The 18272-nt window shown below is 71.4% G+C and carries 20 protein-coding genes; 4 read left to right on the top strand and 16 right to left on the bottom strand.

Going from position 1 to position 18272, the window contains the following annotated elements; all coding sequences use genetic code 11:
• The first annotated feature begins 156 nt into the window (after positions 1-156).
• The 3 genes from ABZT87_RS05290 to ABZT87_RS05280 all read left to right on the top strand — a co-directional run bounded on the left by ABZT87_RS05290 (position 157) and on the right by ABZT87_RS05280 (position 1922).
• A complete protein-coding gene (locus tag ABZT87_RS05290; protein ID WP_007453754.1) occupies positions 157-588 on the top strand; it encodes an OsmC family protein in 432 nt (143 codons plus the stop codon).
• 148 nt (positions 589-736) lie between these two features.
• Positions 737-1084 carry a metallopeptidase family protein gene (locus ABZT87_RS05285; protein ID WP_354855823.1) on the top strand — a complete coding sequence of 116 codons (348 nt, stop codon included), beginning with the start codon at positions 737-739 and terminating at the stop codon, positions 1082-1084.
• 115 nt (positions 1085-1199) lie between these two features.
• Positions 1200-1922 (top strand): AIM24 family protein, encoded by a 723-nt coding sequence (locus ABZT87_RS05280; RefSeq protein WP_234582643.1) that lies wholly within the window; start codon positions 1200-1202, stop codon positions 1920-1922.
• A gap of 73 nt (positions 1923-1995) precedes the next feature.
• Here ABZT87_RS05280 and pheA read toward each other — a convergent pair whose 3' ends face one another.
• The 5 genes from pheA to ABZT87_RS05255 form a co-directional block, all read right to left on the bottom strand.
• Positions 1996-2952, bottom strand: a complete 957-nt coding sequence (pheA, locus tag ABZT87_RS05275) for a prephenate dehydratase (protein WP_355063437.1) — start codon at positions 2950-2952, stop codon at positions 1996-1998.
• 10 nt (positions 2953-2962) lie between these two features.
• Positions 2963-3586 carry a hypothetical protein gene (locus tag ABZT87_RS05270; RefSeq protein WP_355133812.1) on the bottom strand — a complete coding sequence of 208 codons (624 nt, stop codon included), beginning with the start codon at positions 3584-3586 and terminating at the stop codon, positions 2963-2965.
• A gap of 66 nt (positions 3587-3652) precedes the next feature.
• Positions 3653-4042, bottom strand: coding sequence for an ACT domain-containing protein (locus ABZT87_RS05265; RefSeq protein ID WP_354855808.1), 390 nt, complete (start codon positions 4040-4042; stop codon positions 3653-3655).
• Between the two features lie 106 nt (positions 4043-4148).
• The gene (locus ABZT87_RS05260) at positions 4149-4607 is read right to left on the bottom strand and encodes a hypothetical protein (protein WP_354855809.1); all 459 of its coding nucleotides are present in this window, start codon (positions 4605-4607) and stop codon (positions 4149-4151) included.
• A gap of 166 nt (positions 4608-4773) precedes the next feature.
• Positions 4774-5514 (bottom strand): hypothetical protein, encoded by a 741-nt coding sequence (locus tag ABZT87_RS05255; RefSeq protein ID WP_234582638.1) that lies wholly within the window; start codon positions 5512-5514, stop codon positions 4774-4776.
• Positions 5515-5681: 167 nt separating this feature from the next.
• Between ABZT87_RS05255 and ABZT87_RS05250 the strand changes: the two genes are divergently transcribed.
• The gene (locus ABZT87_RS05250; RefSeq protein WP_355063441.1) at positions 5682-6899 is read left to right on the top strand and encodes an arginine deiminase; all 1218 of its coding nucleotides are present in this window, start codon (positions 5682-5684) and stop codon (positions 6897-6899) included.
• 18 nt (positions 6900-6917) lie between these two features.
• On the opposite strand, the gene ABZT87_RS05245 is transcribed toward ABZT87_RS05250, so the two are convergent.
• From ABZT87_RS05245 to ABZT87_RS05195, 11 genes are all read right to left on the bottom strand, one after another.
• On the bottom strand, positions 6918-7805 hold the full coding sequence (locus ABZT87_RS05245) for a DUF5926 family protein (RefSeq protein ID WP_355133809.1): 888 nt from the start codon (positions 7803-7805) through the stop codon (positions 6918-6920).
• Between the two features lie 123 nt (positions 7806-7928).
• A complete protein-coding gene (locus tag ABZT87_RS05240; protein ID WP_355063530.1) occupies positions 7929-8345 on the bottom strand; it encodes an ATP-binding protein in 417 nt (138 codons plus the stop codon).
• 61 nt (positions 8346-8406) lie between these two features.
• Entirely contained in the window at positions 8407-9861 is a 1455-nt protein-coding gene (locus tag ABZT87_RS05235; RefSeq protein ID WP_355133807.1) for a PAS domain-containing sensor histidine kinase, read from the bottom strand.
• Positions 9862-9914: 53 nt separating this feature from the next.
• Entirely contained in the window at positions 9915-10703 is a 789-nt protein-coding gene (locus tag ABZT87_RS05230; RefSeq protein ID WP_355133805.1) for a glycerophosphodiester phosphodiesterase family protein, read from the bottom strand.
• Positions 10704-10713: 10 nt separating this feature from the next.
• Positions 10714-11049 carry a rhodanese-like domain-containing protein gene (locus tag ABZT87_RS05225; protein ID WP_355133803.1) on the bottom strand — a complete coding sequence of 112 codons (336 nt, stop codon included), beginning with the start codon at positions 11047-11049 and terminating at the stop codon, positions 10714-10716.
• Between the two features lie 58 nt (positions 11050-11107).
• Positions 11108-12070, bottom strand: a complete 963-nt coding sequence (locus ABZT87_RS05220) for an LCP family protein (protein ID WP_355134578.1) — start codon at positions 12068-12070, stop codon at positions 11108-11110.
• Positions 12071-12308: 238 nt separating this feature from the next.
• Positions 12309-13568 carry an LCP family protein gene (locus ABZT87_RS05215; RefSeq protein WP_354855817.1) on the bottom strand — a complete coding sequence of 420 codons (1260 nt, stop codon included), beginning with the start codon at positions 13566-13568 and terminating at the stop codon, positions 12309-12311.
• A 194-nt stretch (positions 13569-13762) separates the two neighbouring features.
• Positions 13763-14986 carry an LCP family protein gene (locus tag ABZT87_RS05210; protein WP_355133801.1) on the bottom strand — a complete coding sequence of 408 codons (1224 nt, stop codon included), beginning with the start codon at positions 14984-14986 and terminating at the stop codon, positions 13763-13765.
• A 76-nt stretch (positions 14987-15062) separates the two neighbouring features.
• Complete coding sequence (locus ABZT87_RS05205) at positions 15063-16040, bottom strand: NAD-dependent epimerase/dehydratase family protein (RefSeq protein WP_355133799.1); 978 nt, start codon at positions 16038-16040, stop codon at positions 15063-15065.
• A gap of 81 nt (positions 16041-16121) precedes the next feature.
• Positions 16122-17813, bottom strand: coding sequence for a cation acetate symporter (locus ABZT87_RS05200; RefSeq protein ID WP_355133797.1), 1692 nt, complete (start codon positions 17811-17813; stop codon positions 16122-16124).
• Complete coding sequence (locus tag ABZT87_RS05195) at positions 17791-18156, bottom strand: DUF485 domain-containing protein (protein ID WP_234582629.1); 366 nt, start codon at positions 18154-18156, stop codon at positions 17791-17793. The genes ABZT87_RS05200 and ABZT87_RS05195 overlap by 23 nt, the downstream gene beginning before the upstream one ends.
• Positions 18157-18272: the final 116 nt, after the last annotated feature.

Below are 18272 nucleotides of genomic sequence, written 5' to 3'. Positions count from 1 at the left end.
TCGCGGGCCTGCGTCGAATCATGGCACAGAGGGTCGCGCTGGTGCCGCTGCCGAAGCCGCCCGCGTCGCGCCTCCGCCAGGGGTGACGGGAATCGCACGGCAGGCGTCGGTGCCGGTCGGTCGCTCGGGAGGCGCCTTTCCGCTAGCGTTCTCCTCATGCCTATCCGTACCGCTTCCGCACAATGGCAGGGCAATCTCACCGAGGGTTCCGGCACCGTCCGCACCGGTAAGGGCGGCCTGTCCGGCAACTACTCCTTCAAGTCGCGCTTCGAGGAGGGTGAGGGCACCAACCCCGAGGAGTTGATCGCCGCCGCGCACGCCGGCTGCTTCTCGATGGCGTTCTCGAAGGCCCTCGCCGACGCCGGCTCGACGCCCACCTCGGTCGAGACCACCGCCAAGGTCCACCTGGACAAGACCGACGCCGGAATGAGCGTGACCCGGATCGACCTGGAGACCGTCGGCCAGGTGCCCGGGGTCGACGAGGCGGAGTTCCAGAAGCTCGCCGAGGCAGCCAAGGCCAACTGCCCGATCTCCCGGCTGCTCTCGCCGGGCGCCGAGATCACCCTCACCGCTCGCCTGGCTTCCTGACCCGGCGACGCACGCCGCACGTTCACGGAAGGAGCCTCCGCCCGGTCCCGGGTGGCCGCTCTCTTTCGTGAACGCGCGGCCCCGGCCGGGGTGGCCGCGCGTGAGCCGGCCGATCGGTGCGGCGTCGGGCAGAATGGACGCCGTGCCGGTGGACATGACTCGCGAGCGCTTCGAGGAGCTGGTGGCTGACGCCCTCGACGAGGTGCCCGAGGAACTGCTCGGCCTGATGAACAACGTGGTGATCCTGGTCGAGGACGACCCACCGCACACCGACCCCGACCTGCTCGGCCTCTACGAGGGGCACGCGCTCACCGATCGGGGTTGGGACTACGCCGGCGTGCTTCCGGACCGGATCTTCATCTACCGCCGTCCGATCCTGCGGATCTGCGACAGCGACGAGGACGTCGTCGACGAGGTCGCGGTGACCGTGGTGCACGAGATCGCCCACCACTTCGGCATCGACGACGCGCGACTGCACGCGCTGGGCTGGGGCTGACCCGGCCGCACACCGCCAGGTCAGAGCGCGGCACGCCGCTTCGCCGATGGCCCCTGGTTGCCGTGGTCGCCTACCGTCGGTGCAGCGACCGCGACCGTTTCAGGAGGCACCTTTCATGCGCAGCGAGCTGTTCTCGGCGGAAAATCTGGAGAAGGAGTCCGCGCAGGCCGGCATGCGGCTGCAGAACTCCAAGATGTTGAAGATCGAGCTCAACGGCGAGGCGATGGCCCGGGTCGGGTCGATGGTCGCCTACCAGGGCAACGTGCAGTTCCAGGCGCTGGGCTCGGGTGGGCTCGGCAAGTTCCTCAAGCAGAAGCTCACCGGCGAGGGTGTCCCGCTGATGAAGGTCACCGGCCAGGGTGACGTCTTCCTCGCCGAGCTGGCCAAGGACGTGCACATCATCGACCTGGAGCCGGGCGACGCCCTGTCCATCAACGGCTCCAGCGTGCTGGCCTTCGACTCGACCCTGCAGTACGACATCAGGATGGTCGGCGGCGCCGGGATGGCCTCCTCGTCCGGCCTGTTCAACTGCGTGTTCAGCGGGTACGGCAGGATCGCCATCACGACCAAGGGCACCCCGGTGGTGCTCAACGTGGACGCCCCGACGTACGTCGACCCGCAGGCCGCCGTCTGCTGGTCGGCCAACCTCCAGACCGGCTACCACCGGGCTGAGCAGCTCGGTCTTGGCACGCTGCTGGGCCGGCGCACCGGCGAGTCGTTCACGATGAGCTTCGCCGGTCAGGGCTTCGTGGTGGTGCAGCCGTCCGAGGAGCCGCCGGTCATGGGCAGCGGTCAGCAGCAGCAGGAGGGCGGTCTGCTCGGCGGTCTGCTGAGCTGACCACCGACGCGGGTACGGGCGCTCCCGGTCGCACCGGAGCGCCCGTACGCGTGTTGCTCGCCTGCTCGGCCGGTCAGCTCAACTCGCCGGTGCGCAGCCGGGCCAGCCAGGCCGCCGCGTCGGCGTAGTCGACGTCGGAGAGGCCGGCCGGCGCGGGCACGGGCCGCTCGCCCGCCGCGTCGACCCAGCGATGCCGCGGGTACGACCCCAGGAAACGGACATCGGCGCACACCCGGCGCAGCCCCTGCAACGCCTCACCCAGGCGTACGTCGGCCACGTGGCCGGTGCAGTCGAGGAAGAAGACGTACCGGCCCAGGGCCTCGCCGGTCGGGCGGGACTCGATCCGGGTCAGGTTGACGCCACGGACGGCCAGCTCCATCAACACCGACAGCAGCGCGCCGACCCGGTCGTGGGCGATGTAGACGGCCAGCGAGGTGAGGTCGTCGCCGGTCGGCGGTGGGGGTGGCCCGGGGCGGGAGACCAGGACGAAACGGGTCACCGCGTCGGGGTGGTCGGCGATCTTGTCGGCGAGCAGGGCGAGTCGGTGTCGGGCGGCCCCGATCGGGGCGCAGATCGCCGCGTCGTACTCGCCGGACCCGGCGCCGGCGGCTGCCGCGCCGTTGGAGAGCACGTCGACGACCACGGCGTCGGGTACGTGGTCACGCAGCCAGCCCCGGCACTGGGTGGACGCCTGCGGGTGCGCCGCGACCGTGCGGACCGCCGACAGCGTCGTGCCCGCACGCGCGGCGAGCACGAACTCGACCGGAAGGATCACCTCTCGGGTGATCACCAGCGGGTCGCCCTCGACCATCTCGTCCAGGGTGACGCCGACCGCCCCGCCGATCGAGTTTTCCAGCGGCACCAGCGCCGCGTCAGCGTCCCCGGCCCGGACGCTGTCCAGTGCCTCACCGACGCTGCGGGCCGGCGTCCGGGTGCCACGCTCGGCGGCGGGGACGGTGCGCAGGGCCTGCTCGGCGAAGGTGCCCTCCGGGCCGAGGTAGACGAAGCGCGTGGGCGGTGTTCCGGGCATGTCGACCAGACTACGCACCCGGCTGGACCGCCGGAGAAGCATCGCAGGCGAGCGTACGGATCCCGGCTGGCCCGGTGGCGCGCACCTCGATGGTGCACACGTCGGTGCCGGCGGTGACCAGTTCCGGGGCGGTGGGCCGACCCCGGGTGACGACCTGAAGCTCCTCGTGCCCGGTCACCTCCAGCACGGTGTACTGCCAGTCGGCGGCGCACAGCGGCCCGGTGCGGACCCGGACCCGCACGTTGTCCGGGAGCACCGAGGCCCGGCCGCGCAGCAGCTGCACCACCCGCTGCCCGGTCGGACCGTTCCGGCAGGCCGTCGCGACCAGACCCGGGTCCCGGGTGGCCGACGGGGTCAAGGCCGGTGGTGCGCTCGGCACGGTGGACGGCGTGCCGGTCGGGACGCCGGTCGGGCCGGGCGCCGTCGGGGTGCCGGCGCCGGTGGGCACCCCGGCCGGGTCGCGCAGCTCGGGAGGGGCGCCGCAGCCGGTCAGCGCCCCGATGGTGAGGAGCGCCAGCAGGGCCCCGGCCACGGGCAGCGCGCGAACCGCCACGGGTGTGATGGCGGTTGTCGCCCGGGGCGGGGGAGCCGGGTGGCGGGGCGGGTCGAACGGCACGGGCCGATCCTCGGACATCGGGAAACGTCATCGCGGCCGGGGTGGCCGAGCCCATCGTAGGGCGAGCTGACGGCGGGGTGAAGCTCAGCCGAGGACGCGGTGCCCGGCGCGCTCCAGGGCGGCCGTGCCCTCGGTCAACCGGACGGTCGGCACCAGCACGTAGTCGGTGTCGAAGGTGGAGAACGTGACCACGCTGACCCGGGCCGCGGCGAGCGGGTCGACGAGCGCCGCCAGTGTTCCCGTGGCGTCCACGCCCGTCGGGCCGACGACGCGCAGACAGCGCCAGGTGGTCTCCACCACGGCCTGGGCGGGCACCCGGTCGGTCGGGCAGATCACCGAGATCCCGTCGGCGGTCCAGCTCACCGTGACCACGTCGGCGCGGCCCAGCCCACTCGACAGCGCGGCCGGCAGGGCGGTGTCGGCCCGCAACCGGCACACGGCGTACTCCCCCGGCAGCAGAGCGATATCGAGCATGAGGGCACCTTACGGCGTGGATGTGGGCCCATCCCGCCATCGCCGCGTGCGGCGAACGACACATTGCGCCGCAGGTCAGGCGGCGAACGACATATTGCGCCGCAGGTCAGACCTCGGAGAAGAAGGTGAGCGAGCCGGCCACGGCGCCGTTGGTGAGCACCGGGGTGGAGATCGCGTCGACCGTCGCGTCGGAGCTGTCCGGCGAGGCGGCCTGCACCCGCAGCAGCCCACGGGCGAGCCGGCCGGAGGAGAGCGCCAGCAGAGGCGGGATCTTGTCGATCTCGGCCTCGGTCAGCTCGCCCCGGTTTGCGGTGAAATCCAGCAGTCGCAGGCCGCCGTCGAGCAGCGGTCGCCCGATCAGGCCGGCCGGGTCGCCCAGACAGAGCAGCTCGCAGCCGGCGGCGGAGATGGCCACGACCCGGGTGTCGGCGTCGATCAGCAGGCAGGGCTCATCGGCCCGGTCGACCGTCGAGGACCACTGGCCGACGTTGTCGGACTCCAGCTCTGTCGAGGCCCGCGCCGACGGCACGAACACTTCCGAGAGCGAGAGTTCGACGTGGGCCACCGCGCCTCCTATGTCCACCGACGGACTGTCCACGCTAGCCGGTCGCCGACGGAATCACCGAGCGCACCAGGTCACCGGACCGCACAGCTCGAACCGGGGCGGCCGGCGACGGCGCGGGAGCCGGTGGGTAGTGGGGGACCGGGGCCGCGTGGCGTCGCCGGTGACGTTACCGGCGGTGGGCCGGCTTGTCAGCGGCCGTTCGGCCCTCGTCGTACCACCGGTAGTCGGCCGATGGACGGTAGGTGCCGTTCAGCCAGGTGCTCGGGTGCTGTGCCACCCGGGACAGCTTCTCGGCCGTGGCCGGGCTGATCCGGCTGCCACCGGCCACGAGGAGCCGATCCAGTTCCCGGTGGGTGGCCATCAGACAGTCCTTCGGAAGGCCGTAGACGCTGATCACGCCGGAGCCCACGAAGGTCAGCACCGGCGTCACCGGGATGGTCAGCCCCACCGCGTCGGAGAGGGCCTTGCTGGCCCGCCTGGCGTCCCGCCGGGCCTCGGTGACGTACGGAGGCCGCTTGCCGTTGATCTGCACGACGTCCCCGGCGACGAGCACCCGGGCCCGGCCGTGGTCGGCGATGGTCACCGCGAACAGGCCGCTCGGCCCGATGGCGAGGAACCCGGCGCGGTCGTCCTGGGTGCGGTCGAGCAGGACGTCCGCCACGTCGGTGCGGGGCCACTCGATGACGTGCCAGGCCGGCCCGAGATGGTCGAGCTGACCGAGCGCGCGGGCTCCGGCCGCCTCCAGTCGACGGGCTCCCCGCTCGGCACGGCGGCGGCGGGCCCATTCGAGCGGTGTCGGACGGACCGGCTCCAGAGCCCCGGGCGACTCGACGCGGGGGTGGGGCACCGCGATGGGCGGCAGTGCCCTGGCGGTCGGTACGGCTCGTCGTGCGGGAAAGACAGTCATCGTCGTCGACCTCCGGCAAAAGGTCCCTCGAAGTTATGTCCTCACTACCCTACGTTGCCACTCCCGGTGTTCGGCAAGCCGGAGCGCCGGAGTGACTGTGGATGAATGCCATATTCATCCACAGTTCTTTTGTCGGATGCCGCCAAACCCTGCCCTACGCTGCGGGGGTGACCCACTACGTCGACAGTGAAGTCGGCCGGCTCGGCACCGTGTTGCTGCACCGGCCCGGCCCGGAACTGGCCCGGCTCACCCCTCGCAACAACGACTCACTCCTGTTCGACGCGATCCCCTGGGTCGGCCGCGCCCAGGAGGAGCACGACGCGTTCGCGGCCGCGCTGCGCGAGCGCGGGGTCGAGGTGCTCTATCTGGCCACCCTGCTGGCCGAGACGCTGGCCGTCGAGGACGCCCGCGCCGAGTTGACCGAGGAGGTGCTGCGCTCTCGTCGACTCGGCGACACGCTCCGCGCCCGCGTCGCCGACCACCTCGCCTATCTCGACCCGGCCGCGCTGGCCGACGTGCTCACCGCCGGGCTCGCCCACGAGGAGCTGCGGATCAGCTCGGAGCGGCCGGGCGGGCTGGTCTACACCCTGATGGACCGGCACGACTTCGTCATCGACCCGCTGCCGAACCTGCTCTTCACCCGGGACTCGTCGCTGTGGATCGGTGACCGGGTCGGTGTCACCAGCCTGGCCATGCCGGCCCGCCGCCGGGAGACCACCCTGACCGACGCCATCTACCGCCACCATCCGCGCTTCGCCGGCACCGAGTTCGTCTACCGCCCCAATCTGGAGCACCTGGAGGGCGGGGACGTCCTGCTGCTCGCACCGGGCGTCCTGGCGGTCGGGGTGGGCGAGCGCACCACCCCGGCCGGCGCCGAACGCCTCGGCCGGCAGGTCTTCGCCGCCGGGCTGGCCCACACCATCCTGGTGGTGCCGATCGCGCAGAAGCGCGCCACCATGCACCTGGACACCGTGTGCACGATGGTCGACGCCGACGCCGTGCTGATGTATCCGAACATCGCCAGCACGCTCTCGGCGTACACCGTGATCGCCGGCGCGGACGGCGAGGACCCACGTGTGGACGGCCCGGCGCCCTTCCTGCGGGCCGCCGCCGACGCGATGGACCTGGACCAGCTCCGGGTCATCGACACCGGCCTGGACCCGGTCACCGCGGAACGCGAGCAGTGGGACGACGGCAACAACACCCTCGCCCTGGCGCCCCGGCTCTGCGTCGGCTATGAGCGCAACACCGAGACCAACGCGCAGTTGGAGCGGGCCGGCATCGAGGTCATCCCGATCGCCGGCTCGGAGCTGGGCTCCGGCCGGGGAGGCCCGCGCTGCATGTCCTGCCCGATCGTGCGCGACCCGCTGCCGGTCAACGGGTGAACGGGCCGCGCGTCGGGGTCAGCGGAGGGTGAGCTGACGGCCGAGCAGCCCCTGGCGGGCCCGCCGGCCGGCGGCGTCCAGCGGTTCGGTGGTGGCGAGCGCCTCCGCGTACCGCTTGGCGAACTGCGCGACCGGGTCCTCCCAGTCGTCGGCCGGAGTCTCCTCCGGCAGGTCCCACACCGGCACCAGCCGGCCGTGCGCGCGGAACATCCCGGCGAACTTGGTCTGCTCGCCGAGCGTCAGCGTGCCCGCCGCGCCGAGGCGGGCCAGCGCGTCCAGTGCGGCGTCCTCGTCGTCCGGGAGCACCCAGCGCACGTGCGCCTTCTCCGGGACCTGGCACCAGTACGCGGCCTTCGCGGCGGTCATCCGCACGGTCGGGTAGATGGCGGCGTTCGCCCGCTCCAGCGACGCCTGGACGCTCGGGTCGTCGGTCGCGCCGGGGTCGAGCCAGAACTCGAACCCGTCGTGCATGGTGATCTCCAGCGGGCCGTCCACCAGGATGTCCTGCAGTCGCGGCCCGGGACCGGGCAGCGGTGGTACGGACACCTGGCCGCCCGGCTCGGTCCGCAGCGCGCAGAGCAGCGCCTCGGCCAGGTCCCGGGAGACGTCGCCGGACTGCTGGTGGCGTTGCAGACCGATGAGCACCCGGCCGTCCGGCTTGCTCACCGCCGGCGCGGCCATCGGCAGCACCGTGGCCAGCGTGGCCGACCGGTCCCCGAATTCCTCGACGAGGGCGGGCGCCAGCCGCAGCGGCGCGGACGCGGCGGGCACCAGCTCGCGCAGCGCGATCCACTCGGACTCGTCGGCCAGCCCCTCGAACGGTCGCGGCACGAAGACGTCGCGCACCTTGTCCTTCCGGGGCGCGGTGTCGGCGGCGGTTCGCTGGCTCTTTCGACGCTTGCTCACGGCGTCACAGCCTAAGGCCCCGCCCGTCCCGCCGCCGGACCCACCCACCCCACCGCTTGTTGATCATGAAGTTATTGTCACCGCGCACGGCGTGTCGTGGCAATAACTTCATGATCAACGATGTCAGGCGGCTGGTACCAGGTCGGGGTGGGAGGCGGGGGTGGGGTCGAACTCCGCCCACACGCGCTGGCCCATGCCGTCGCGCTCGACGCCCCAGCGGGTCGCCAGGCCGGCCACGATGTGCAGACCCCGCCCGTCCGCGGCGTCCGGGCTGGCCGTGCGGATCCGCGGGCTGGTGCCCGCGCCGCCGTCGGTCACCCGCAACTGGATCCGCGGGCCCTCGGCCGAGGCTCGCAGCCGCCACGCCACCCGGACCACGCCGCCGGGCAGCGGCCGGGCGTGCCGGACCGAGTTGCCCACCAGCTCGGCGAGCACCGCGATCAGATCCGCGAGAAGCGCTGGCGTCACGACGTCAGCCAGGTCGTCGGCGAGCCGGTGTCGCGCCAGTCGTGCGCCGGCGGCATGGTGGGGAACCACCACGCACCACGCCCGATCCCTCACTGCCGCTGCCACCGTCGCCTCCACGTCGCGCCACCGTCGGTCAACCGCGCGGTAGCCGCACCTCTGCGACCGTACCGCCGTCGGTCCTCGGACGTAGGGATACCCATCCATTCTGTTGTTCAACGATCCGGCGGACGAGATAGAGGCCGAGCCCCGCTCCCGGGTAGCCGCGCCGGTCGCCGGACTCGCCCTGCCAGAACCGGTCGAACGCCCGCTCCACGTGCTCCGGCCGGATGCCGATGCCCCGGTCACTGACCCGGAACGCGACCAACTGGCCGTCCACCCCGGCGGTGATCTCGATGGGGGAGCCCGGCGGCGAGTACTTGCCAGCGTTGGTCGCCAGCTCGGTCAGCACGGTGGCCAGGCTGGGCCGGTGGCCGAGCGCCTTGGGCAGGTCGGCGGGGAGGCGCAGCGTCAGCCGGTGCCGCAGCTCCGCCGGCAGGTCCACGATGGCGGCGCGCAACGCCTCAGCGAGGTCGAACGGGGTCGGTGGGTCGTCCCCCGGCCCCGCCTCGGCCGCCGAGGAGAGCAGCCGGTCGACCAGCCGGGCCAGCTCGTTGGCGCGCTGCCCGATCACCCGGGCGGCCTGTCGCCGGTCTCCCTCGGTCAGCGACTCCCAGTGGTCGGTGAGGGTGTCCGCGTACCCCTTGATGACGGTGACCGGCGTGCGCAGCTCGTGGCTGGTGACCGCGACGAACAGCTCCCGGTCGTGATCGCGGCGCTGCTGGTCGGTGATGTCGCGGAAGGTGACCACCCGCAGCGCGCCCGGGCCGGGCAGGTCGCCGGAGGTGATGCGCAGCCAGCGCCCGTCCGGCAGCCGGTGGTCGCGGACCTGCCCGGAGGGCGGCAACGGGAACGGCAGCGGGCCTTTCAACGCCTGCTCCGCTGTCCGGCCGGTGACCTGGGCGGCGGCCGGGTTCCAGAGCCGGACGTGGCCGTCCCGGTCGACCACCGCCAGCCCGTCGGCGAGTGCCGCCACCACCGGCCCGTCGCCGTGCACCGGCAACCCGCTCTGGTCGCCGTACATGTGCCCGACGCACGAGGCGAGGTAGGCGACCACCCCCCGCTGCTCGGCGTCCGGCTCGGCGTCTCCCGCATAGAGGGCGTGCAGGCTGCCGACGGTGTGACCGCCGATCTCGGCTCGGGCCACCACCATTCGGCGTAACCCGCTGCCGGCCAGCTCAGCGGCGAGCTTGCCGTTGAGGTCGGTCACCCGAACCTGGGCCACCCGTGGCCCGGAGAGCAGGCAGACGGTGTCCGGGTCGTCCGCCGCGAGCGGTCGGCCGAGCGCCCACTCCGCCGCGCCGGTCGCCGCGATCACCCGGCCACCGGTCGGGCCGAACTCGACGAACGCCATGCCGGTCGCGCCCAGCGCCGGTTGGGTTACCCGGAGCAGCTGGGTGAGGACCGGCAGGCCCGCGTCCCCAGCATTGATCGACTCGATCGCGACGGTGTGGCCGGCGAGAAGAGCGGGAAAATCGATACGCTCCGGCATGTGCCGAGTCTGCCCCGCCGGCACGGCTTTCGGCACCCCCGGTTGAGGCCCGTTCAGCGGTCCCGCCGGGCCAGGACGTGCGCCGGGCGGTCGGTGATGATCCCGTCCACCTCCTCGGCCAGCACCAACTCCACGTCGGCCGGCTCGTTGACGGTCCAGACGTACACCTGGTTGCCGGCGGCGCGCAGCGCGGGCAGCAGGTGCGGGCGGGCCCGGACCAGGCCGATGCCCGGCCCGGCGATGCGGGCGCCGAACGGCAGCCGGCCCAGCCGCAGCCAGGGCGGCAGCACCTCCAACAGCAGCACCGTGGGCAGCGCCGGGGCCAGCTCCCGGACCCGTCGGACGGCCAGCGGGGAGAACGACATGACGGTGAGCTGGACGGGGTCGTCCGGTGCCGGGTCGGCCAGCCCGTACCGCCGCAGCAGCTCGACCAACCGCCGTTCCACGGTCGAGCCGTAGCGGGACGGATGCTTCGTCTCCACCAGCAGCCGGACCGGCCGCCCGGCGGCGAGCACCGCGTCGAGCAGCAGGGCCAGCGTCAACAGCCGGGTGTGCGACTCGTCCGGCGGCAGGTCACCGCTCGGCGCGCTGCCGGGATGCCAGGAACCGAAGTCCAGGGCGTCCAGCTCGGCGAGGGTGCGCGCGCTGACCAGACCGCGGCCGTTGCTGGTGCGGTCCAGTCGCCGGTCGTGGACGCAGACCAGATGCCCGTCGCGGGTCAGCCGGACGTCGCACTCCAGCCCGTCGGCACCCTCGTCGAGGGCGCGCAGGTACGCGGCGAGGGTGTGCTCCGGAAGGTCGTACGAGGCGCCGCGGTGCGCGAAGACCAGAGGACCGCCCATCCCGGCCGCCTCAGATGACCTGGCCGGGCTGCCCATTCGCGTCGACCACCGGACGGCCGACCGCTGCCCACTGGCGCATCCCGCCGTCGGCGTTTCGCACCTGCTCCCAGCCGTTGTTGACCAGGTAGGCAACGACCTGGGCGGAACGTCCACCGGAGCGGCAGATGACGGCCACGTCCCGGTCGGTGGGCACCTCGGACAGCCGCGCCGGCAGCTCCATCATCGGCAGGTGGTGGGCGGTGGGTGCGTGGCCGGCCGCCCATTCGTCGGCCTCCCGCACGTCGAGCAGGTAGGTGTCGTCGGCGATCTGGGTCACGGGCACGGTGGGAACCTGGGGTCCGAACACAGGAAGCAACACTAGATCCTCGCGGGCCGGATCGGCACCGACCCGGCCGTCGGTACGGTCACAACCGGGTCACCCAGCGGGGATTGGCCTGCGCCCAGGCCGGTACGCGGGTCCCCCGGACCGCCTCGAAGAGCCCGTTGCCGCCGTTGTCGAGCACCACGTACGAAACCTGGTCGATGGTCTGCGGCGACGAGGGCACCTCAACGCCGCGCATCCCGTCGGGCGGCAGCGCGCGGAGCGCGAGGAGCAGATCCTCCAGGGGTACGCCGTTGGTGTCGACGGTCAACGAGCCGCCTACCGCGCGGAGCACCTGGTCCAGTTTGACGGGGTTGTTGCGCAGGTCGGCTTTGCCGGCGCTGTCCAGCATCGCCCGCAGGAGTTGCTGCTGGTGGCGCTGCCGGTCGAAGTCGCCGTTGGGCAGGTCGTAGCGCTGCCGTACGTAGTCCAACGCCTGCGCGCCGTCCATCCGCTGGCAGCCGGTGGGGAAGACGCGGTTGGTGTGGATCGAGCGGACCTGGGTGTCCACGCACATCTGCACCCCGCCGAGGAGGTCGATCACCTTCCGGAAGCCGGAGAAGTCGATCAGCGCGGCGCCGTCGAAGCGGATGCCGGTGAGCCGGTTCAGGGTGACGGAGAGCAGTCGGGTGCCGGCCTGCCCGCCGCCGCCGTGCTCGTACGCAGCATTGATCTTGTCTGGACCGCCGCCGAAGCCGTTCGCGGGCGGGATGGAGACCAGCAGGTCACGCGGGATGGAGACCAGGTACGCCTCCCGCCGCCCGGCGGGCACGTGCACGATGAGGATGGTGTCCGAGCGCTGGTCCGGTTCGCTGCTGCCGGCGCGTCGGTCGGTGCCGATGAGCAGGTAGTTGAGCGGCCCGTCCAGGTCGGTCCGGTCGGTGCGGGCGTCGGCGTCGAGCAGCTGCTCCTTGGTCACCGTACGGTCGTACCGGTGGGTCAGCGTCCTGAGCCCGATCTGGGCGAGCCCGGCCAGCAGGACGAGGGCCAGACCGACGCCGAGCAGGAGGCGTGACCAGCGGGCGCGGCGGGGCGCGGCCGGGCGTGCCCGGTCCGCTGCGTTCCGGCCCCACCTGGACGTGACCGCCTCCCCGCAGCCGATACGTGAAACCTGCTCACGTCAGGCTACGGGCGGTAGCGAACCGGTCGTCGGGCTTTCCGCGACTTGGAGCGGGCGGCCTGAGGCGACGCGGCCCGAGGCGGCGCCGCCTCAGGCGAGGCGGCGTGAAGCGACGCGGCGGCCGTCACTTGCGGCCGGAGATCACCTCGGGGTGGGTGAAGACGAACTCGGCGAGCTTGTCCTGCTTGACCGCCTGGAACATCTGCATTGTTTCCTCGTTCAACGCCTCACGGTTGTTGCCGTTGCCGTTGAAGCTGCCGTTGTTGGTCTTCAGCATGGTCAGCTCGTTAGCGGTGACCCCACGCATGGTGAAGATGAAGTTCTCGATCGGCACGCCGCCGGTGTCCAGGACGAACGCCTTGCCGGCCGCCTTGATCAGCTGGTTCAGCTTGGCCGGGTTGGTCAGCATGCCGCCGTCGGTGGCCTTGCGGGCCATCGCCTTGATCAGTTGCTGCTGGTTCTGCTGCCGGTCGTAGTCGCCGCCGGGGAGGCCGTAGCGCTGCCGGGCGTAGTCGAGGGCGGCCCAGCCCTCCATCTCCTGGCAGCCCTTCTTGTGCACGACGGGCGTCATCGTCTTGCCGGTCTTCTTGGCGTCCGCGTTCCACATGGGCTTGCCGTCGACGAACGACATGTGCTTCGACTTGACCTCGTAGCTGACGCAGATCTTCACGGTGCCCAGGGTGTCGATGACGTTCTTGAAGCCACCGAAGTTGATGATCGCCGCGCCGTCGAAGCTGATCCCGGTGAGCCGCTTGATCGTCTGCGCCATCAACTGGGCGCCGCCCTCCCAGCCGCCACCGTTGCGGGCGCCGGCCTGGAACGCGGCATTGATCTTGTCGGTGCCACCGGTGAAGCCGCTCTTCTTGAAGGGCGGGATCTGCGCCTCGGTGTCGCGGGGGATCGAGATCAGGTACGCCTGGTCGTGCGAGGCCGGGATGTGCAGGATGATGATGCTGTCCGAGCGGACGTCGTCGGCGGCCCAACGCTCGCGCGCGTCCACGCCGAGCAGCAGCATGTCGATCGGACCGTCGAGGCTCGCGCCGCCCTCCGCGTCGGTCTTGCCGGCATCACCGAGCAGGTTGCGTTGGGCGATGTCGCCGGTCGCCTGGCCGATCAGCACCTTGGTGCCGACGATGGCCACCCCGCTGCTGAGCATCAGCACCGCGCCGAAGATCACGGTCAGTCGGGCCCAGAGCGGATCCTTGCGGCGGGGCCGCTTCTTCGCCGGCCCCTTCCCGCCTGTCCGGCCGTTGCCGCCACCCGGCGGGCGACCGCCCGGACCACCGTTCGACGGGCCCGGCTGCACCGGTATGGACGCGGCGATCCGGCCGCTCGGCGCGGCGGATCCGGCGGACGAAGGGCGACGGCTGGCCTGAACCGGCATTCGTGCTCCAGCTCGTGATCAGGAGGGGGCCGCCCCACTGTACGTACATCAATTCGACTTTGCGAGTTCATCTGGACTCAATTGGGACGACAGGTGCCGTCAACCGGGCGATCGTCCCCATTCGATGACCGTAAAGGCGAGGTCGGCTCGCTTCAGGGTGGACCGCGTCGCCGCCGACGCGGTCCACCCTGCGCTCAGCCGCCGTCGGTGCTCTTCGGCGGGTTGGCCTTGACCCAGTCCGCCATGGTGTCCGCCGACATGGCCCGGTACATCGCCAGCGCCTTCTCCCGGTCGGACACCACCACCGACTCGCCGTTGATGGTGTCGCTGCCCGAGTTGGGGCTGGTCAGGAACGTGAGGTTCTGCCCACGCAGGTTGCGGAACTGCACCGCCATGTCCGTCACCGAGAAGCCCTGGTCGACGGTCACCGCGGCGGTCACCGACTTGAGGAAGTCGTTGAGCTTCTTCGGGTTCGCCAGGGTGCCGGTGCTCGCCGCCTTGTCCATCAGCGCCCGGAGGAACTCCTGCTGGTGCCGCATCCGGGCGAAGTCGCCGTCCGGGAACTGCTTGCGCTGCCGGATCCAGTCCAGCGCCTCGGCGCCGTCCATGTGGTTGGTGCCCTTGGTGAACGTCCGGTACGGCTTGTGGATCGAGGTGATCGTCCGCTCCACCTTCAGGTCCACTCCGCCGAGGGCGTCGGCGACCTCCTTGAAACCGCCGAAGTCGATCGCCATCACGTGGTCGATCCGGACGTCGGTGAAGCACTCCACGGTGCGGACCGCCAGCGGCAGGCCACCGAACGCGAACGCCGCGTTGATCTTCGCGCGCTGGCCGGAGCCGCAGTCCGCCCCGGCGCTCTGCGGGATCGGCACGTACAGGTCACGCGGGATGGAGACCAGGTACGCCGACTGGTGGTCGGCCGGGATGTGCATCACGATGACCGTGTCGGCCCGCCACTGGCTCTTGGTGTCGACCGGCGCGTCCGGGTCCCGGGAGTCGCTGCCGACCAGCAGGATGTTCAACGCGCCGTCGACGGGCTTCGCCGGCCGACCGCCGGTGATCTCCGCGAACGGGTCCGTGCGGGCCAGGTCGTTGTTGAGGTTGCGCGCGTACAGCCAGGCGCCCAGGCCGCCGAGCAGCGCGAGCACCAGCACCGCGATCCCGGCCACCAGGCCGATCCGTCCCCAGCGCGGCCGGGGGCCACGCCGTCCCGGCCCGCCGGCCCCACCGGGCCCGCCCGGTCCCGTCGGCCCCGCCGGGCCGCCCGGACCGGGCTGCTGCTCGTCGTGCGGCGGGTACCAGCGCGCCTCGGCGGGACGCGCGCGTCCGGAGGCGCCCCGGTCGGGGCTGGGCACCGAGGCGCGCCCGGCGCTGCGGTGCAGGTGCGGGTGAGGAACGCCGGCAGAGGTCGCTGACATGTAACTCAGGGTACGTAGCGGGAGCCACTACCGCCCTCAGGCGACACTCAGCTCGCGGTGCTCCGCCGTGAGCCGGTTACCCTAGCCGCGCCCGGAAATACTCGATCGTGCGTCGCAGGCCGTCTTCGGGCGTCACGGTCGGCTCGTATCCGAGCAGTTCACGGGCGAGGGTCAGATCGGGGCGGCGCATCTCCGGGTCGTCCGAGCTGCGGGTGATGTACGTCACCTGCGAGCTGCTGTCGGAGAGTGACCCGATCAACTCGGCGAGTTGACGCATGGACATCTCGTGCTCGGTGCCGCAGTTGACCGGGCCGGTCTCGGTCGAGTCGAGCAGCAGCAGGATGCCCCGCACCAGGTCCTCGACGAAGCAGATCGACCGGGTCTGGTTGCCGGTGCCGTGCACGGTGATCGGCTCGCCGCGCAGCGCCTGGGAGATGAAGGTGGGGATTGCCCGGCCGTCGTCCGGGCGCATCCGCGGGCCGTACGTGTTGAAGATCCGCACGATCGCGGCGTCCAGCCCGCGGTAGCGGTGGTACGCCATCGTGGCCGCCTCGGAGAAGCGCTTCGCCTCGTCGTAGACGCTGCGGACGCCGATGGGGTTGACGTTGCCCCAGTAGGTCTCGCGCTGCGGGTGCTCCTTCGGGTCCCCGTACGCCTCGGAGGTGGAGGCCATCAGGAACCGGGCGCCGTCGGCGACCGCGCGCTCCAGCAGGTGCAGGGTGCCCACCGAGCCGACCCGGAGAATCTCCACGGGCAGTTGCGCGAAGTCGGTGGGGCTGGCCGGCGAGGCCATGTGCAGGATCGCGTCGAACCGCTCGGCCAGCGCCGGGTGGTGCGTCGGCAGGCCGTCGGAGAGGTCCGCCTCGACCAGGGTGAAGGTTGGCCGGTCGAGCAGGTGGGCGACGTTCTCCTTGGAGCCGGTGACGAAGTTGTCCAGCGCCACCACCGTGCAGCCCCGGGCGATCAGGGAGTCGACCAGGTGCGACGGGACGAAACCGGCGCCGCCGGTGACGAGAACGCGGTGACCGGAACCGAAGCGCTCAGCAACCTTCATGCCGGTCAGCCTACCGACCCCTGTTTACCGCAAGAGGCCCCCTGTTGACGCGTGGCGTCAACAGGGGGCCCGTGCCGCGGGTCAGTGGGCGCCCGAACCGGTGAGGGCGCGCACCTCCAGCTCCGCGTACTTCGCCTCGTCGTTCTCCTTCGAGATGAGGGTGCCGATCCACCCGCACAGGAAGCCGAACGGGATGGAGAGGATGCCCGGGTTGGACAGCGGGAACCACTGCCAGTCGTGGTCCGGGAACATCGACGTCGCCGCGCCCGAGACCACCGGCGAGAAGAACACCAGCAGCACGGCCGAGAGCAGACCGCCGTAGATCGCCCACACCGCGCCGGAGGTGTTGAACCGCCGCCAGAACAGGCTGTAGAGGATCGCCGGCAGGTTGCCCGAGGCGGCGACCGCGAAGGCCAGCGCCACGAGGAACGCCACGTTGAGGTTCTGCGCGTAGATCGACAGGAGGATGGAGATCGCGCCGATCACCAGGGCGGAGATCCGGGCGACCCGTACCTCCTGGCGCTCCGACGTCTCGCCCTTCTTCAGGACGTTCGCGTAGAAGTCGTGCGCCAGGCTGGACGAGGAGGCCAGGGTCAACCCGGCGACCACCGCCAGGATGGTGGCGAAGGCGACCGCCGCGATGATCGCGAGCAGGGCCGCTCCACCGAGGTCGCCGCCGAAGAAGTCGATGCCGAGCGCCTCGGCCAGCTGCGGCGCGGCGGTGTTGCCGGCCTTGTCCTGCGCGGTGATCGCCTTGCTGCCCACCAGCGCCGCCGCACCGAAGCCGAGGGCCAGGGTGAGCAGGTAGAAGGTGCCGATGATGCCGATGGCCCAGAGCACGCTCTTGCGGGCCGCCTTGGCGGTCGGCACGGTGTAGAAGCGGATCAGGATGTGCGGCAGGCCGGCCGTGCCGAGCACCAGCGCGATGCCGAGCGACAGCAGGTCGACCTTGTTGTAGAAGGTCTGTGTCGCGTTACCCGCCACCTCGACGCCGTAGCGCAACCCCGGTTCGAGGAACGCGCTGCCCTTGCCCGAGGACGCGGCGGCGTCGCCGAGCAGCGACGACAGGTTGAACTTGTACTTCGCCAGCACCAGGATGGTCATCAGCAGCGCGCCGGTCATCAGCAGGAACGCCTTGACGATCTGCACGTACGTGGTGCCCTTCATGCCACCCACGGTCACGTAGATGATCATCAGAGCGCCGACCATGATGATGGTCGCCACCTTGGCGGTGGCCGCGTCCATGCCGAGGAAGGTCGTTCCCGGCTTGATGCCGAGCAGCAGCGCGACCAGCGCGCCGGCGCCCACCATCTGGGCCAGCAGGTAGAAGATCGACACCGTGATGGTGGAGACCGCCGCCGCCGTCCGCACCGGACGCTGACGCATCCGGAAGGCCAGCACGTCGGCCATCGTGTACCGGCCGGAGTTGCGCAGCAGTTCCGCGACCAGCAGGAGCGCCACCAGCCAGGCGACCAGGAAGCCGATCGAGTAGAGGAAGCCGTCGTAGCCGTAGAGGGCGATGATGCCGGCGATGCCGAGGAACGAGGCGGCGGACATGTAGTCGCCGCCGATCGCCATGCCGTTCTGGAAGCCGGAGAAGGAACGACCGCCCGCGTAGAAGTCGGTCGCCGTCTTCGTCTGCCGGCTGGCCCAGATGGTGATGCCCAGGGTCACCGCCACGAACACCAGGAACAGCGTGATCGTCAGGTTGCGGGCCGTGTGGTTGCCGGCCTCGGCCGCGAGGAGCGGATTAGCCGCGAGGACCGTCTTCATGGGTCACCTCCCCGATCTCGGCACGGATCCGGTCGGCGACCGGGTCGATCTTCCGGTCCGCGTACCGGGAGTAGAGCCAGGCGATCACGAACGTGGAGACGAACTGGAGCAGGCCGAAGACCAGCGCGACATTGATGTTGCTGCCGAACAGCTTCGTGCCCATGAAGTCCCGGGCGTACGCGGAGAGAATGACGTAGAGCGCATACCACAGGAAGAACGCGACGGTCATCGGGAAGACGAAGCCGCGTAGCGCGCGGCGCAGCCCGGCGAACTCGTCCGACCGTTGCACGGCCAGGTACTTGTCCGGCTGGGAAGCGGTCGGCGCGGGTGTGTCCGTGGACATCTGTGGATCACCACCTTCACAGGCGTCGGGGGTAGTTTCGCGCACCGTAGAGAGCACGCTCCCCGACGGGGAAGGCCGAGATCGACCCTGGTCGTCGAGTGCGCCGAGCGGTTGGC

The organism is Micromonospora sp. NPDC005237 (assembly GCF_040607775.1).
Classification (GTDB): domain Bacteria; phylum Actinomycetota; class Actinomycetes; order Mycobacteriales; family Micromonosporaceae; genus Micromonospora.
Note: the sequence above shows the minus strand (reverse complement) of the source record. Positions and strands in the feature narration are given on the sequence as shown.

Excerpts from the sequence above, each read along its gene's own strand:
- ABZT87_RS05290 (WP_007453754.1), top strand. The coding sequence starts at position 157 with ATGCCTATCCGTACCGCTTCCGCACAATGGCAGGGCAATCTCACCGAG.
- ABZT87_RS05280 (WP_234582643.1), top strand. The coding sequence starts at position 1,200 with ATGCGCAGCGAGCTGTTCTCGGCGGAAAATCTGGAGAAGGAGTCCGCG.
- pheA (WP_355063437.1), bottom strand. The coding sequence starts at position 2,952 with ATGCCCGGAACACCGCCCACGCGCTTCGTCTACCTCGGCCCGGAGGGC.
- ABZT87_RS05270 (WP_355133812.1), bottom strand. The coding sequence starts at position 3,586 with ATGTCCGAGGATCGGCCCGTGCCGTTCGACCCGCCCCGCCACCCGGCT.
- ABZT87_RS05265 (WP_354855808.1), bottom strand. The coding sequence starts at position 4,042 with ATGCTCGATATCGCTCTGCTGCCGGGGGAGTACGCCGTGTGCCGGTTG.
- ABZT87_RS05255 (WP_234582638.1), bottom strand. The coding sequence starts at position 5,514 with ATGACTGTCTTTCCCGCACGACGAGCCGTACCGACCGCCAGGGCACTG.
- ABZT87_RS05235 (WP_355133807.1), bottom strand. The coding sequence starts at position 9,861 with ATGCCGGAGCGTATCGATTTTCCCGCTCTTCTCGCCGGCCACACCGTC.
- ABZT87_RS05230 (WP_355133805.1), bottom strand. The coding sequence starts at position 10,703 with ATGGGCGGTCCTCTGGTCTTCGCGCACCGCGGCGCCTCGTACGACCTT.
- ABZT87_RS05215 (WP_354855817.1), bottom strand. The coding sequence starts at position 13,568 with ATGCCGGTTCAGGCCAGCCGTCGCCCTTCGTCCGCCGGATCCGCCGCG.
- ABZT87_RS05210 (WP_355133801.1), bottom strand. The coding sequence starts at position 14,986 with ATGTCAGCGACCTCTGCCGGCGTTCCTCACCCGCACCTGCACCGCAGC.
- ABZT87_RS05205 (WP_355133799.1), bottom strand. The coding sequence starts at position 16,040 with ATGAAGGTTGCTGAGCGCTTCGGTTCCGGTCACCGCGTTCTCGTCACC.
- ABZT87_RS05200 (WP_355133797.1), bottom strand. The coding sequence starts at position 17,813 with ATGAAGACGGTCCTCGCGGCTAATCCGCTCCTCGCGGCCGAGGCCGGC.
- ABZT87_RS05195 (WP_234582629.1), bottom strand. The coding sequence starts at position 18,156 with ATGTCCACGGACACACCCGCGCCGACCGCTTCCCAGCCGGACAAGTAC.